At 38.9% G+C, this 16038-nt stretch carries 16 protein-coding genes; 4 read left to right on the top strand and 12 right to left on the bottom strand.

Annotation, left to right across the window (positions count from 1 at the left end):
• Positions 1–43 precede the first annotated feature (43 nt).
• Entirely contained in the window at positions 44–997 is a 954-nt protein-coding gene (locus H4K35_RS03025) for an aldo/keto reductase (RefSeq protein ID WP_182625912.1), read from the top strand.
• Between the two features lie 41 nt (positions 998–1038).
• Here the strand turns inward: H4K35_RS03025 and metG are convergent, their stop codons facing one another.
• The 5 genes from metG to H4K35_RS03000 form a co-directional block, all read right to left on the bottom strand.
• Positions 1039–3099 carry a methionine--tRNA ligase gene (metG, locus tag H4K35_RS03020; protein ID WP_182625911.1) on the bottom strand — a complete coding sequence of 687 codons (2061 nt, stop codon included), beginning with the start codon at positions 3097–3099 and terminating at the stop codon, positions 1039–1041.
• A gap of 174 nt (positions 3100–3273) precedes the next feature.
• Complete coding sequence (locus tag H4K35_RS03015) at positions 3274–3765, bottom strand: hypothetical protein (RefSeq protein ID WP_182625910.1); 492 nt, start codon at positions 3763–3765, stop codon at positions 3274–3276.
• A gap of 72 nt (positions 3766–3837) precedes the next feature.
• Entirely contained in the window at positions 3838–4098 is a 261-nt protein-coding gene (locus H4K35_RS03010; protein WP_182625909.1) for a hypothetical protein, read from the bottom strand.
• A gap of 13 nt (positions 4099–4111) precedes the next feature.
• Positions 4112–4573 (bottom strand): cytochrome d ubiquinol oxidase subunit II, encoded by a 462-nt coding sequence (locus tag H4K35_RS03005; protein WP_182625908.1) that lies wholly within the window; start codon positions 4571–4573, stop codon positions 4112–4114.
• A 3-nt stretch (positions 4574–4576) separates the two neighbouring features.
• The gene (locus tag H4K35_RS03000) at positions 4577–5143 is read right to left on the bottom strand and encodes a hypothetical protein (protein ID WP_182625907.1); all 567 of its coding nucleotides are present in this window, start codon (positions 5141–5143) and stop codon (positions 4577–4579) included.
• Positions 5144–5331: 188 nt separating this feature from the next.
• On the opposite strand from H4K35_RS03000, the gene H4K35_RS02995 reads away from it, so the two are divergent.
• Positions 5332–6432 carry a DUF2891 domain-containing protein gene (locus H4K35_RS02995; RefSeq protein WP_182625906.1) on the top strand — a complete coding sequence of 367 codons (1101 nt, stop codon included), beginning with the start codon at positions 5332–5334 and terminating at the stop codon, positions 6430–6432.
• A 34-nt stretch (positions 6433–6466) separates the two neighbouring features.
• Here H4K35_RS02995 and H4K35_RS02990 read toward each other — a convergent pair whose 3' ends face one another.
• The 6 genes from H4K35_RS02990 to H4K35_RS02965 form a co-directional block, all read right to left on the bottom strand.
• On the bottom strand, positions 6467–6814 hold the full coding sequence (locus H4K35_RS02990) for a tRNA-binding protein (RefSeq protein ID WP_182625905.1): 348 nt from the start codon (positions 6812–6814) through the stop codon (positions 6467–6469).
• 224 nt (positions 6815–7038) lie between these two features.
• Positions 7039–10449 (bottom strand): hypothetical protein, encoded by a 3411-nt coding sequence (locus tag H4K35_RS02985; protein WP_182625904.1) that lies wholly within the window; start codon positions 10447–10449, stop codon positions 7039–7041.
• Between the two features lie 187 nt (positions 10450–10636).
• Positions 10637–11236: a toxin-antitoxin system YwqK family antitoxin gene (locus H4K35_RS02980; RefSeq protein WP_182625903.1), complete on the bottom strand. Its 600-nt coding sequence runs from the start codon at positions 11234–11236 to the stop codon at positions 10637–10639.
• On the bottom strand, positions 11233–11790 hold the full coding sequence (locus H4K35_RS02975) for a hypothetical protein (RefSeq protein WP_182625902.1): 558 nt from the start codon (positions 11788–11790) through the stop codon (positions 11233–11235). Before H4K35_RS02975 ends, H4K35_RS02980 begins: the two co-directional genes overlap by 4 nt.
• Positions 11791–11914: 124 nt before the next feature.
• Positions 11915–13168 carry an aspartate kinase gene (locus tag H4K35_RS02970; protein WP_182625901.1) on the bottom strand — a complete coding sequence of 418 codons (1254 nt, stop codon included), beginning with the start codon at positions 13166–13168 and terminating at the stop codon, positions 11915–11917.
• Positions 13169–13174: 6 nt separating this feature from the next.
• Positions 13175–13645 (bottom strand): GNAT family N-acetyltransferase, encoded by a 471-nt coding sequence (locus H4K35_RS02965; protein ID WP_182626073.1) that lies wholly within the window; start codon positions 13643–13645, stop codon positions 13175–13177.
• Positions 13646–13739: 94 nt separating this feature from the next.
• Between H4K35_RS02965 and fbp the strand changes: the two genes are divergently transcribed.
• Entirely contained in the window at positions 13740–14750 is a 1011-nt protein-coding gene (gene fbp, locus H4K35_RS02960) for a class 1 fructose-bisphosphatase (protein ID WP_182625900.1), read from the top strand.
• A 161-nt stretch (positions 14751–14911) separates the two neighbouring features.
• Here fbp and H4K35_RS02955 read toward each other — a convergent pair whose 3' ends face one another.
• The gene (locus H4K35_RS02955; protein WP_182625899.1) at positions 14912–15340 is read right to left on the bottom strand and encodes a TerB family tellurite resistance protein; all 429 of its coding nucleotides are present in this window, start codon (positions 15338–15340) and stop codon (positions 14912–14914) included.
• Positions 15341–15608: 268 nt separating this feature from the next.
• Here H4K35_RS02955 and H4K35_RS02950 point away from each other — a divergent pair, with 268 nt between their 5' ends.
• Positions 15609–16037, top strand: a complete 429-nt coding sequence (locus H4K35_RS02950) for a dCMP deaminase family protein (protein WP_182625898.1) — start codon at positions 15609–15611, stop codon at positions 16035–16037.
• Position 16038 lies beyond the last annotated feature (1 nt).

The following is a 16038-nucleotide window of genomic DNA, read 5'->3' as shown; positions in this document are numbered from 1 at the left end:
TCCATTACAACTAAACATTTTTATGTACAAAAACACTGAGGATATGAAGAAAAAGAAATTAACCAATGAACTGAGCATCGCTGAGATTTGCTTTGGAGGCAATGTATTTGGATGGACTTTAGATGAAAAAGCATCGCTGCGCATGCTAGATGAATTACACGATCAGGGTATTAATTTTATTGATACAGCAAATAGTTATTCGCATTGGGTTGAAGGTAATGTGGGAGGAGAGTCTGAACGCATTATCGGAAAATGGTTTAAGGAGAGCAAGAAAAGACAAGATGTGGTTTTGGCTACCAAAGTGGGTGGTGGTATGCAAGGCGTAGAAAGAGGGTTGACTAGACAACAGATTATCGATGGCGTTGATGCGTCTTTGCTTCGCTTGCGCACGGATTATATTGATTTATACTATTCCCATCACGATGATGTGAATGTTGGAGTAGAAGAAATCATGGGAACATTTCAAGAACTGATTCAAGCAGGAAAAGTTCGTGCACTTGGAGCGTCTAACTTAAGTGGAGAGCGCTTACTTGAAAGTAATCAAGTTGCAGAAGCCAAAGGATGGACCAAATATATTGCCCTACAACCGCTGTATAACCTCTATGATCGCGTGCAATTCGAAACGGAGTATAAAGATATTGTCGAGAAAGAAAAGCTGGCTGTAGCGCCTTATTTTGCTTTAGCTAGTGGCTTCTTATCTGGAAAGTATAAAACAGCCGCAGATTTAGAGGGAAGCGCTCGCAAAATGATGGTGGAGCATTATCTAAATGAGCGAGGGTTAGCCATTTTAGATGCGTTAGCAAAAACAGCTCAAAAACACGAGGCAACAAGTGCGGAAATAGCGATTGCTTGGTTGTTACATCAACCTGTAGTTACAGCACCAATCGTTAGCGCTACGAGTGCCAAACAATTACAGCATTTAGTTCGCGCAACTCAGGTGAAATTGGATTCGGATGATTTAATGCGTTTGGATGATAGTAGCCGATGGGAGTCATAATCAAAAAAAAGCCTGCAATTTGCAGGCTTTTTTTTATAAAATTAATTAATCGTTGCTCCATTTTTTACACCTTCTTCATCTGGGTTGACAAATACCAATTTACCGTTGGCATCTTCTGTCATTAAGATCATCCCTTGACTTTCTACACCGCGTAGAGCACGTGGTGCTAAGTTGGCTAAAACCGTTACGCGTTTCCCGATGATATCTTCCGGTTTGAAATGCTCAGCAATTCCCGATACAATCGTTCTTACATCCATTCCCGTATCCACTTTTAACACTAAAAGCTTATTGGCTTTTGGCATTTTTTCTGCTTCTACAATCGTTCCAACACGCAAATCCAATTTAGTGAAATCGTCATAGGTTGCTGTTTCTTTTTGAGGTTCTACCACCGCATTGGCCACTTTATTCGCTTGTTTAGAAGCTTCTAAGCGATCCAATTGTTTTTGAATCTCTTCATCTTCAATTTTAGCAAATAACAACTCCGCTTCTCCAATTTGGTGTCCCGCTTGGATTAACGGTTGATCCACTTCAATGGCAGACCAAGCTAATGGAGTCTCTAGGCGCAAAATTGATTTTAATTTTGCTGCAGTGAAAGGCAAGAAAGGTTCTGCTAGCGTACTTAAGGCAGCAGCAATTTGCAAGGCCACATACATTTGCGTTTGTACTCTTTCCTCATCTGTTTTAATCAACTTCCAAGGTTCTTCATCCGCTAAGTATTTATTTCCTAAACGCGCTACATTCATCATTTCTCCCAACGCTTCTCTGAAGCGGTAACGATCAATAGAACTTTCGATGACAGCTGGATAGGCTCTTAATTCTTCTAAAGTGGCAATATCTACCTCAGAAAAAGCATGCGGTTGTGGAACTATACCGTTGTAATATTTATTCGTTAAAACGACAACACGGTTGATGAAATTTCCAAAAATAGCCACTAATTCGTTGTTATTTCTCGCTTGGAAATCTTTCCATGTAAAGTCATTGTCTTTTGTTTCTGGTGCATTTGCTGTTAAAGCATAACGCAGTACATCTTGTTTTCCTGGGAAATCTTCCAAGTATTCATGCAACCAAACCGCCCAATTTTTAGACGTTGAAAGCTTGTTACCTTCCAAGTTTAAAAACTCATTTGCTGGTACGTTATCTGGTAAGATATAGCTTCCTTCTGCTTTTAACATAGCAGGGAAAATTACACAGTGGAATACAATATTATCTTTTCCGATGAAGTGAACCAATTTAGTATCTTCTGATTTCCAATAGGGTTCCCAGTCTTTTCCTACGCGTGCTGCCCATTCTTTCGTGGATGAAATATACCCAATAGGCGCGTCAAACCATACATACAATACTTTTCCATCTGCACCTTCTACAGGAACAGGGATACCCCAGTCTAAGTCACGCGTTACCGCACGAGGTTTTAAACCATCGTCTAACCACGATTTTACTTGGCCATAAACATTGGGTTTCCAATCGTTTTTATGCCCTTCTAAAATCCACTGACGCAAAAATCCGTCGTATTGATCTAGGGGTAAAAACCAGTGTTTGGTCGATTTCAAAATCGGCGTACTACCTGTAATGGTGGATTTAGGGTTTATCAAATCCGTTGCATTTAATGAAGTTCCACATTTCTCACATTGGTCTCCATAAGCCTCTTCATTGGCACATTTAGGGCAAGTTCCCATAACAAAGCGGTCCGCTAAGAATTGCTGTGCTTGCTCATCGTATAATTGTTCCGTGATTTCTTCGATAAATTTCCCTTCGTTATACAACTTCTTGAAAAATTCAGAAGCCGTTTGATGGTGAACAGAAGAAGAAGTACGCGAGTAATTGTCAAACGTAATGCCGAAATCTTCAAAAGATTGTTTGATGATTCCGTTGTATTTATCGATTACCTCTTGAGGGGTAATGCCTTCTTTTTTTGCTTTCATAGAAATAGCCACCCCGTGTTCGTCGCTTCCACAGATGAAGGCAACGTCTTTGCCTTGCATTCGCAAGAATCGAGCATAAATATCAGCTGGAACATAAACACCTGCTAAGTGTCCAATATGAATTGGCCCATTGGTATAAGGCAATGCCGCCGTTAGCGTATATCTCTTCGGATCTTGTATCATAAACTATTCTATATATGAAATTAATAAGACTGCAAAAATAAGCAATATTGCTGGAAGTTATACGGATTATTTTGTCGTATTAATTGGCCTTTCTCAAGTGATAATAAGATAAAAAGGGCAAAATCAAGATCGATTTTGCCCTTTTTACGGATATTAAATAGTAAAATAATTTGCTTATGGAAGAGGTTGTCCCACTTGTATGTCACAACGATGCCCTGGTTGTCCATGGGGTGGATTGATTTTTCCACTGCTTGCTGTTTGACCTTGCTCTTGTGCAATACGACTTTTCGCGGCATCATTCACTAGGAAAGGTTGTCCTTGACTAGCCGTTGATGCGGGAGTTGCAGTCGCAGACATTCCACCTCCTGGAGGAGTGTCTAAAGGAGCTCCTACTTGAATATCACAGCGGTGACCCGGCTGTCCATGTGGTGGGTTTAGATTGCTCTTCGCTCCAGTTGCTTGTGTTGTGCTTGCCTGGTTTGTTGCAGGTTGTGCTGCTGTATTCGGAGCAGGTGTTGCTTCGGCCCCCGTTGCGGGTGCTGCACTCGCTGGTTGTTCAGTTGCTGTCCCATCAATCGTAATATTCGAGGGCTCTTTACCTGTGTCTTTACAAGCGGTTAAACTTAAAATAAACAGGGATGATACTGCTAATAAATAGTTCTTCATGATTAGTTAATTGGTTTTGTCAGGTAAACTTAACTATTTTTATTAGGAATAAAAACAATTAGACGTTAAACCTTATTCTGCAATCGCGTTTTTTTCTCTTGCGTTTTCTTGTATCTCTTGCTTCATTTCTTCCTTGATTTTAAATGAAGTAAGACCGGAAGAACTGTTGTCTTTGGTTCCGTGCATCGGAATTTGAACAGGTTGTGCCGTGGTTGTGGATGATGGCTGTTCTATTTTGATGCGCTGAGGTTCTTGCGTTTCTTTGCTTTTATCTGTACAGTTGGTCAAGGCCAACGCCACTAAAACCAAAGGGAAGAAATAGAGTGTTTTCATGTGTATTGTTGATTTAAGAAAGTGATTCCGTTTCCGAATTTGTTGCTTCTAATTCCGTTAAGACTATTTTCTTTTTCTTTAAAAATAAAAAGAAAATGGCAGAAAAGATCCAAGCTCCCCAAAATAAATAAAAACCCGTGTGAAAATTGCTCTTCATGTGTTTATGAGAAGTAGTCGTAAAATCAAGGTAGGTGTAATAAGCAGCACCCAATCCGATGAGTATCGTTATAATAGCCAGTGTATTAGCTATCTTGGCTGGAGTGAAATACTTGAAAAAAGCGAGTATCACAATGAGAAAGAGCTGAATGATAAAAATAAGCAGGGCCGTTTTCCAAGGGGATTTTAAAACGAGGTATTCTCGGTAAAAAAAAGTAATGCCCATGCGTCCAATAAACGACATTTTACCAATCATAAACGCCATTAATACAGCGAGTAAGGCTTGTATTAAAATCAAAATAAATATATTCTTACCCATGGGTTATTTTGTAATTCTCCAACCTGTTTCTTCTGTGTACTTCATCTTGAATTTTCGAGTGATAAATTCGGTATTAGGCGATTTATCCTCCTTTAAAAAATGAAAAGGCGTTGGATTTTTTTTCAACTTAACTGTTGCAGTGGCTGTTTTTTTACCTTTGGCATCCAACTGAAAACCATTGTCTTTATCGACTAAGTATTCGATCGTCTTTACTTTTATCTTATTGCCCTTTTGTTCTAAGACATAGGGATGTGCTTTTCCCGTTAATTTGATAGTTCCTTGCCAAAGACTGTCCTTGGACATAAATCGTTTTTTCGTATTAAAATCTGCAAGGTTGAGGTAGCCTTCATCTGCTAATTGTTTGTACTGCTCAATGAGCGCTGCATCTTTTCTCGTTCTTAGTTTAGTATCTCCAACGGTAAACGTCGTACTTTCATAAATGGGTTGGGTTTCCATATACGCTTCTATGGCAGTGATCGCCTTAGATGAATTCAAAGACTTGCTGTCACAAGAAATAAAAGTGACCGTTAATAGGATTACACTTAAAAATGATAGGGTGATTTTGTGCATTTTTTATTTCAAATGTACAAAAAACTCAGGGTCTAAACTTCATTTATTCAAAAACCTATTGTTTTTTGTAAATCAAAGATAGTCAGTAAGATAAATAATGGTGTTCAGCAGTGATGGATTGGATTATTTCAATTGTGTAGGTCTTTTTTTTTAGAATAATCCCTACCTTGTGAGCTAAACGAGAAACAATGAAAAAAATAAGTGTTTTAACCGTGCTGAGTATGGCTTTATTGGGTTGTACTCCCAAAGAAAAGAATGAGGTGGCTGAGCAAGTAGTAGAGGCGACCCCTCCCTTGGTGTTGACTGTAAAGGAAGCACAAAAGATAATTGCTTTGCCTTTGCATTGCATTGAACAGGAATACCCAAATAAACTGGGACAAGTGCTAGGGGCAGACTCTGATTTAAAAACACCGAAACAACTACGTCCTATTTTTTACGGTTGTTTTGATTGGCATTCGGCTGTGCACGGGTATTGGTCTATTATCGAATTAATGAAGCGCTTTCCGGAATTGGATCAAAATGGTGAAATTCGCGAGCGCTTGAATGGGTTGATTACCCCAGAGCACGTTCAAGTTGAATTGGCCTTCTTTGACGACCCCAACAACAGAACCTTTGAACGTACCTATGGATGGGCTTGGTTATTTCAACTGCACGGAGCACTATCCACTTGGGAGGATGAGGACGCACAACGCTGGGCTGCCTTACTTGAACCTTTAGCCAAGGTATTAATGGATCGCTATACTGCTTATTTGCCTAAGTTAAATTATCCTATTCGAACGGGAACCCATGATAATACAGCTTATGGCTTATCGCTGTCTTTGGAATATGCCCGTTTGATGAAGCAGACGGATTTCGAAATGTTAATTGTAGAAACAGCAAATCGTCTATATGCGAAAGACATCAACTGCAATCTTGCCTTTGAGCCTAGTGGACATGATTTTTTATCTCCTTGTTTGGAAGAAGCTCGATTGATGAGCAAGATTCAAGATACCACTGCCTTTACAACTTGGTTGAAGGCATTTTTACCAGAAATATTTGAACCAGATTTTCAGTTGGAAATAGGAAAGGTATCGGATCGTACCGATGGCCACTTGGTGCATTTGGATGGCTTGAATTTTAGTAGAGCAGCTTGTCTAAGCGACTTGGCTAAGAAATTACCAGAATTAGCACATGTAAAAGCTATTGGCAAACATCATTTTGAATCTTCATTCGGCAATATTACAAACGATGATTATATGGGAAGTCACTGGTTAGGTACTTTTGCTTTATACGCTTTACTCCATCAATAATATAAAAAAGGTTTCGCATGCGAAACCTTTTTTATTATCCTATTCTCAATCCGTTTTTAACCGGTTTGTCTAAACTCATTAGGGTTACTTCTTTGCCTTCTACTGCACCCATGACCAAACATTCACTCATGATATTGGCAATTTGCTTTGGTGGGAAGTTAACGACCGCAATCACTTGTTTTCCAATTAATTCTTCTGTAGTATACAATTTTGTGATTTGGGCAGATGTTTTTCTCAAACCTATCTCTTCTCCAAAATCTACAACTAATTTATAAGCTGGATTGCGGACTTCTTTGAATTCTTCGGCTTGAATAATCGTACCCACGCGCATTTCAACTTTCATAAAGTCATCCCATGTTAGCGTATTGGTAGTGTTTTCCATAATTGATAATTTGTGTGAACTCAAAAATAAGGAAAATAATAGGAAGTGAATTTGTCAATTGGCAAAATCCAATTCAAAAAGGGGCTATTGAATCGCTTTAACCTAGGGTTGACTGTTTTGGATGACAAACTGAGAGACGAACAACCTAGGTGACAAAATGAAGCAGAGGGTGTACAACAATGCTTACAAAAAACGAACTGCGCAAAAAGCAAACCCTACATCAATTAAAAAAACGCACGTAATTGCACACTTCCCGTGTGAATCGTCGCTGTTGATTCATTGCTTCTTCCTTGGTAATGCAAACTTAAATCCAAGTAATTCGTTAGATTTTTCTGAAACATGATGCGCCAAGTCATATTTTTTCCAGGTTGTAATCCTTCTAACATCTGATAGCCAATAGGAGAGAAGACATTACCTGTAAAGGTGTTTTGAAAAAAGGAGAATTCTCCATTCATCGTAAATAATTTCATCTGGTTAACGGAAAATGAAGCCCCAATGCGGTGTTGTTGTAAATTTTCAAATTCGGCAGTTTGGTTCTTTTTCTCTTGAAAGACATAAAACACATCTACTTGTGTTTGTGATGAAAACAAATAAGATAGTTTTGTTTCAAAGCCTTGAATCTTGAGTTCGTAGTTTTTACTTGCATAGGAGGGGGATTGGGTTTCTTGTTGAGTGGTTTTTCCCCACACATCGATCAACCACGTCTTTTGGATGAGGTGGTTGTATCCCAATTGATGGGTTTTTATTTTGTTTGTTGTAGCGCCATAAGACAATAAGTTCCTATTCTTTGATTGAGTATATCTATAGGTCACGCTGTGGCGTTTTTTTCCGCGATTGTAATAGAGGTAATTGTTAAAACTTTCGGTTAAACCCACCATTTGTGATTCGTCCGAGGCAAAGGGATGTAGTCGAAGTTGATTGCCCTCTTTCAAATCTTTGCGGTCAATGCTATAGGAGGTTTGATTGTAGAAATAAGCCAATATACGCTTGATTCCAGTTTCATTTTGCCAAGTTGCCGCTGGATTTAGCGTTAGGGTTTGGGTAAGCTTGTTTTGATTGGTTGGCAAGAAGATCTGACTCGGTAAATACAAACGTACATATTTCCCTAAATCGGGATAAGGAGCAAGTTCAAATTCTTCCAATTCTTGTATGCCGTTGTTGTTGTAATCAATCCACATGTATTGTCCACGTCCCGGTTCAACCTCTAAGTAGGTAAATTCTTGTTGGGCAATGGTTCCAGAACTAATTTCATATAAGGTATGGGACTGTATAAATCCCTTAAAATACTGATCGCGGTAGGTTAATACGCTATTTACTGTATTTTCGGTAGGTTTTGTTTCATCCACAGGACGTACTGAACGATAATTGGCATAGAGGTTCAAATCGCGCGTCTCCGATTTGAGCAGTTGGGATTTCACATAAAAGGTGTGGGCCTTTGAGAAAGAGGCTAACGTATTATTTTGCAGACTGTCCGTAATTCGATATTGGTAGCCTAGTTCGATATTCTTTCCAAGTGAATCGCCCCGTCCTACAAATAAATCTAAGGAAGCATACCGATGACTGATGGGGTGTAGACGTTGCGTCTCTTGATCCGTTTCTTTGTTCTGTTCAAAGTCGACCCGAGTACCCACATAGTTTTTATCCCAATAGTATTTAGCTAGTGAGTGACTCTGAATAAAGGTGGTTTTTTGGAGCAGCCCCTTTGCTTGCATAAAACTATTTTGCGTCTGGATGTACCAAGGTTTAGCTTGCCAAGTTCCCGATAAGTTTTGTCGACTTCCCTTGTAGTCCGATCCGAAATTCAGCTGTTCCACTAAATAAGTTGCACTTCCCTTTCCAGGAGCGATTAGTTCTAATCCACCGGTAAGTAAACTTTGATTTCCTTCTGCATATTGTAAATTCCAGTTGCGATCAAACTCAATGGAAAATAGATTTTCTAGGGAGTGAAAGTTTTTGTGGATAAACTGTACGTCTGTTAATACGTTTAGTTGGGTTTGGTCGTTTGTCCACAGGCGTTGTTTGCCCTTTAATGCAGTTGCCCAGCCTTTGTTTTCTTCTTGGTCTAAAGGGGAAAATAAGTTGGCATCGTGGTTGCTAAAAGCAAATTCAACATCTAAGGAGGTTTTCTCTGAGGGATTATACGCTGCATTGAAGGTCGCAATGGTGTTTTGTATAGGCGCAACGAGATTAACTACTGGAGCGTAATTTCCTTGGGGCTGGCCGTGGAGTGGAGCAACATATTCGTATATACGCCCTATAGATTGGGTGCTCTTCAAAATATAATCCCCCTGATTATTGCCTACTGCCGTAAAGGTAACATGGTATAGGTCTGCCTCAGGATCTGTTGAAAAGGCAAAATACACCTGGCCTTCTGGCGTTTGCTCTTGGGTATAGAGTATTTTGTTCTCCGAATACGTATCGCGATAGGCAGAGGGTGCAACCATACGACTAGGGTCATTTCCCGCTTGTTTGAGGATGTCGATCTGCTCTTCTGTTAAGTTTTGTTGGAGGTTTTGATTCTTTAAATCCGTTTCCGTAAATACAGTTAACCCCATTTGCCAAGCATTTGTTTCATGTTGAATATTGCCATAGCCTACAAAGCGTGTGTAGTTGCGATCGGTATATTGGTATTCAATGGAAATGCGCATGTCGGCAGTAATGGGATAACGTGTGGTAAAACGCAATTCACCCGAGTTGTAATCCATGACATAATCCTTTTCCTCCCCTCTTTGGAGCAGTAAACCATTGACGTATACTTTTTCAGAACCCGAAATAATAAGAATGTATAACTCTCCATTGCCTCCCTTTAATTTGTAAGGCCCTTGATTGCCTTCCTGACCGTTAAATACACTGCGGGTATATTGCCCTCGTGCTAAGGCAGCTGCTGCTTCAATTGTGATTTTACTATCGTCATTTTCAAAGACAAAACGCGTGGATAATCCCTGTACTTTCTTGTTGAAATTTAAAAAGCGGCGCGTTCTGTTTTCTAAAAAGATATCCCCCGCCCGAATCGACCATGTATCTGAAAATAATTCAATAAAAATCTGATCAAATTCATTGATCTTTTGAGAGTAACCACCGTATTGTAAGGGGAGGTTGTTATCTTGAATGGAGGCGCGAATCTTGACGCGATCCGATAAATTTCCCGTAATTTGTAAATCTAAATTCGATGAGGTAACCGCACTTTGGTTGGTTCCCATGGTTAATCCTCTCGATAAACTTCCCATGGTATTTAACCCCTCAAAAGGCACAAAAGCAGGGCGGTTGTTCGTCTGATGTTGATAAGTAAAACTACCCGCTTCATTGGGAACAATGCGAGAGGTATCATAATAGCTAATTGGCGTAGTTAGGAAAGAGGGGAGTTCTAAATAGTAGACCGTTAACGGAAAATCGAGAGCAGATTGGAGTAAAGTAACAGTATTCGTCTCAAAATTTACGTGGTAAGCAGTGGGAGATACCACTATTTCATTTGCATCTCGTATTTCAAAATAACTGTTGTTCAGTGGGGTGGGGGGTAGCTGATAGGTTGTCTGTCCAATTTCCCACGTCCGTTGTTGATATAGCGAATTCCCTTCTTGTGCATAACTGCAAGAATACCAAAAAAGGAAAAAATATAAAAATCGCTCTAGGTTCATCTATGTATAAACTCCAATTCATCAAAAGTAGTGTATTTATCATAATATTTAACAAAGATATCTACAGGTGATGAATGAGGTAAAATAGACATATATTGTACGTCCTCTATTGAAGAGGGGAGGTTAACGTTGCGTCTTAATTATTTCCAAATTGATTTCTTTTGTTTTATAAATTAAGGGTATTCTGTCATTTATAGTACTGTTCTACTTCTTTAAAAGGTACTTCTTTTCCTTCTTTGTTGTAAAAAATTTCATCTTGATCTTTTTCTTTTTTCCTTAGTATTTTTCCGTCGTTATAATAATAAAAACCTTGACCCAGTGAATCATACTTGGTTCGTAATTCTCCATTTTCGTAATACGATCTAGATTCCCCTATTTGAATGTCATCTTTATAGGTTGCTTCTGTTTTCAACTGACCATTTTCATGGCAAGAAATTGATTTACCCTCAAGTAAACCATCTTTTCGATAGCTCTCATAGTTTAGTTGGCCACTGTAAAAATAATACCTCCAAAAGCCATTTTCTTTGTTGTTTTTAAATTGAATGTCGTATTCTTTGTTTCCATTGGGATAGAAGGTAGTGGCTTGGATGTGTTCTCCTTGTTGATACAGATGAACAGCTAATACTTTTTTACCTAGGTAGCTTCGTGCTTCTCCTGTATAAGGTTGGTTGGTGTCTTTGATATAGGATAGTCCTTTAGTTTCCACCAAATCGTCTAAGGTGTATTCTTTTTTTTGGCAGCTATGAATGAGTAAGATGCAAAGGAAAAGTGCAGTAGCATGTTTCATCTTTTCTTCAGAAAAATTTCGTGTTTTGTTTCGACAAAATCGTTACCTGCACCAGAGAGAAGCGGAAGGGTAATATAGATACTCAATTTACTGTAATTGCTAATTTTTAAATTGGACAGTTTAAATGATTTCATTACGGAAATACCCTGTTCTACAATCGTTGGTTCAATTAGGGAATAATCGTGGTATAGGTAGTTATTTAAGTTAGGATTGATAAGTAATATCCTTTTTCCATTAGATTGTATATTTTCCTCATACAAATAACTCAATGTATATCCTTTTAGGTCATTGTTCCCTTTCACGGATACTTGCACTCGGATATCCACGGTATCATTGCTATATACTTCGTAGAATCCGTGAACATAGGAGGTAAACTTATTAGATTTAACTCCGCGTTCAGTGGTTGGTGTGGGGTATTTTAAGTTTATGGCACCCGCAGGAGTTGCTTTAAGGGCCCCCTCTTCAGAGTTTATAAATCCAGAATATACAATTCTCTTGGCATCGAGATAGCCAAACTTCGTGTTGTGCGAAGGCATTTTGTACGGTAAAGTCATCACTTAGTTTTGAAAGATTTGTATACTAGTGACGTAGCAATTTCTATAAAAACTAGGCTAAGTCACTCTTTTCAGGAAGTGCATTCCCGAAAAGAGTACTATCATTTACTGTGCCAAATAGGACTTATTCTTTGGTGACAATTTGCATGGTTTCTCTATTCACCTGTTTTAACAAAAGCGTGCGATCGAGTAAGATGCGATCCGCTGAAGCATCGTCAAAATGGCGAATGGTATAGAGGGAAACATTTTCATTATAGCTCACGCGATATTGATCGTTTAGTTTTTGACGCAATTCTTCAAAGTGGTTGAATTTATCCTCCACACAAACAGAAAAACTAATAGCCGAGTTCTGAATCACATTAACTTTGATATTGTATTCGCAAAATAGCTTAAAAATATCGCTGATATTTTGTTCCATGATAAATGAAAAATCCTTGGATGATAGTGAAATCAACAGTTGATTTTTCTTGACGATGAAACAAGGAATAGCTGGTTTTAAATCCGCTCCTTTTGAAACAGAAGTTCCCGCTAAGGTTGGGTTGACAAAAGATTTCACATAGAGTGGAATTTCCTTTTGACGCAGCGGTTGTAGTGTTTTAGGGTGTATCACTGAGGCACCGTAAAACGCTAACTCAATGGCTTCTTGGTAGGAAATTTGTTCCAAGAGGGTTGTTTCTTCAAAATAACGAGGGTCTGCATTGAGTACACCTGGTACATCTTTCCAAATAGTTACGCTTTCTGCATGTAGTGCATAAGCGAAGATGGCAGCAGAATAATCCGATCCTTCTCTACCTAAAGTTGTGGAAAAACCATTGTAATCGGATCCGATAAACCCTTGAGTGATATACAATTCTTTTTTATCGATGGCTTGAGTAATAGCTTCGGTCGTGATGTCCCATTGTACATTAGCGTCGCGATAGGTGGTGTCCGTCTTAATTAAATTTCGAGCATCAATCCAGGTGTTTTCAATCCCGGCAGCGCGTAAATAATGATGTAAAATGACTGTCGAAAGGAGCTCCCCATAGCTGACAATTTGATCATATACAAAATTGTAGTTAGGCGATTTATTGTTTAACAGAAAGGACGTTAGTGTTTCAAATAATTCATCTACTGCTTGGTAAACAGGATGTTCCGAATCTGGAAACAAAGCGTGTAAAATAGTCAAGTGATAGGCTTTTACTTCTTGTACGGATTCGGCTAAATCAAATCGATTTTGAAAGTAGTTGTGTACAACCACTTCGAGTGCATTGGTCGTTTTTCCCATGGCTGAAGCGATGAGTAAACTATCCGAATATCCTACTGTGCGCAGTACTTGAGCCACGTTTTTTACATTGTCTGCATCTTTTACAGACGCTCCACCAAATTTATATATTTTCATAGCTAACTAATTTGCAATAAAGGCATTAATTCCTTGTTCATTCATTTGAACGGTATACCAATCTTCCAAAACATGAGCGCCTGTTTTTTTGTAAAACTCGATTGCAGGAGTATTCCAATTGAGAACCACCCATTCCACGCGTTTGACTTGTTCTTCTTTTGCAAGGGCAATCACCTGTTTGTACAAGGCAAGACCCGCACCTGTTCCTCTTGCTTTTTCAGTAACGATTAGATCTTCTAAGTGGATGGTTTTTCCTTTCCACGTAGAATATCGGTAGTAGAACAACGCCATACCTATAATTTCACTGTCTTGTTCGGCAACCCACACACGAAATAGGGGCTGGGGCCCAAACCCATCGCGAATAAGATCCTCTACTGTTATGATTACTGCATCGGGCTCTTTCTCAAAGGTCGCTAATTCTTGAATTAAATTTAGTACAGCTGGCATGTCAGCTGGAGTAGCTGTTCTAACATTCATGTCTTTTGTCGGATTTATGGTTAATAACTTCATTTGAATGACAAAATTAACGATATTTGCACAGCAAATACACAACTAAAAGAATCATTTTTCCATGACAACAAAAAGACATCAAACCCTAGGGGAGTTTATTATTGACAAACAAGAGCATTTTAAATACTCATCTGGAGAGCTTTCTCGTTTAATTAACTCTTTACGCCTTGCTGCAAAAGTAGTTAGTCACCAAGTAAATCAAGCTGGTTTAGTTGATATCGTTGGCGCTTTTGGTGCAGAAAACATACAAGGAGAGCAGCAACAAAAATTAGATGTTTACGCAAATGAGGTTTTCATCAACACCCTAGTAAATCGTGAAATCGTATGTGGAATTGCTTCAGAAGAGGAAGACGATTTTATCACAATTCATGGAAAAAAAGGGGACAACGATAGCAAATACGTTGTCTTAATCGACCCATTAGACGGATCTTCCAATATTGATGTAAACGTTTCTGTAGGAACGATCTTTTCTATTTACCGTCGCGTTACTCCAGAAGGAACGCCAGTACAATTAGAGGACTTCTTACAAAAAGGAGAAAATCAGGTGGCTGCAGGTTATATCGTATATGGTTCATCAACGATGTTAGTGTATACTACAGGGGCAGGAGTAAACGGATTTACTTTAAACCCAGCGATTGGAACGTTTTATCTGTCACATCCTGATATGAAAATTAAAGAAGACGGATCTATTTATTCAATCAATGAAGGAAATTACATTCAATTTCCGCAAGGGGTGAAAGACTACTTAAAGTACTGTCAAGAGGAGCAAGGAGATCGTCCGTATTCAGCGCGTTATATCGGGAGTTTAGTTTCGGATATTCACCGCAATATTTTAAAAGGAGGGATCTACATTTATCCAACAAGTACAAAAGCGCCAAAAGGGAAATTGAGACTGTTGTATGAGTGTAATCCAATTGCTTTTATTATGGAGCAAGCGGGAGGAAGAGCCTCTGACGGATACCAACGTATCATGGAGATTGAACCAACAGAATTACATCAACGTGTTCCTTTTTTCTGTGGAAGCAAAAACATGGTGGAGAAAGCGGAAGAATTTATGGCCATTCACGTATAAGCGAGATATTATATATAGCGGCTGTTTACTAAGCCCAACAAGATAGAACCCCATCTAATTTTAGGTGGGGTTTTTTTGTACTGTACAAGTTGTGTATCCTTAGTTCAGGACGGGACATAGACAAAATAAAAGAGGGTGTCCTTTTGGGACACCCTCCTTTTTTAACGTCTAATTTTTTGAATTTCTGCAATAAAAGTATCTAGGTCAACCCCTAGTACTAAAAGGGAGAGAGACTTGTTTACAATTAAGTCAATGTCACCAGTAAAACCTAACGCCGCTGTAAATTTGCGCAAAATATCTTTTTGCTTGGGACCTAATACGTGATTCACATATACCATACGTGCTAAATCATACAAGCGCTCAATTCGGTTGATCTCCAAATAGGGAGGGTTCACAGGGTATTTTTCAGGGTTGGCCATGATTTTGTCATAATCCTCAGTTGAAATATCGAGCTTATCTGCTAGTTCATTTAAGAATTTAAGCTCCTCTTCACTGATATCTCCATTCGCCAAGGCAACGCGCACAATAGAGGCAAAGTGCCCCTTGTTACGCTCTTTAAAGCCGCTGTCATATAAATCTAAATAAGCCATAGTTCGTAATTTTTTGTTTTTAATTGGTTTAAGGTGTTAATTAAAAGTAATGTACAAAAAATATGGTTAAAAATGCGTGTATGAAGCAAAAATAATTCTAGTTGTAAATTTGGGTAAACGACGTGATACGGGGTGTTGAGGTTGATATAATTGGAGGGAGGAAACTTGATTTGATCTCGATAATCGCATTATTTCAAAAGAGGATAGAGAGTCACGTGAAACTTATGTGTATTTTTGTCGTATATTAAGAGTTATAAAATAGAGGTTTATGTCAAATCCTAAGGTAACTAAGTACGACAAAGCGTATTTGCGTATTGCACGTGAGTGGGGGCAATTGTCTTACTGTAAAAGAAAAAAAGTCGGCGCAATTATTGTCAAAGATCGGATGATTATATCGGATGGATATAATGGAACTCCCACGGGATTCGACAATTGTTGTGAAGATGACCGCGATCAAACCTATTGGTATGTTCTACACGCCGAAGCAAATGCAATCCTAAAGGTGGCTAGCTCAACGCAGAGCTGTCAAGATGCTACTTTATATATCACCATGTCTCCTTGTCGCGATTGCAGTAAGTTAATCCATCAGGCGGGAATAAAACGCGTTGTATATGTAGAAGGTTATAAAGATATGGCGGGCATCGAGTTTTTAATCAAAGCCGGTGTTGAGGTAGATCATATTGAAGATTTAGACTAAG

The organism is Myroides sp. NP-2, assembly GCF_014145665.1.
Classification (GTDB): domain Bacteria; phylum Bacteroidota; class Bacteroidia; order Flavobacteriales; family Flavobacteriaceae; genus Flavobacterium.
This window is presented reverse-complemented; position numbering and strand designations above follow the sequence as displayed.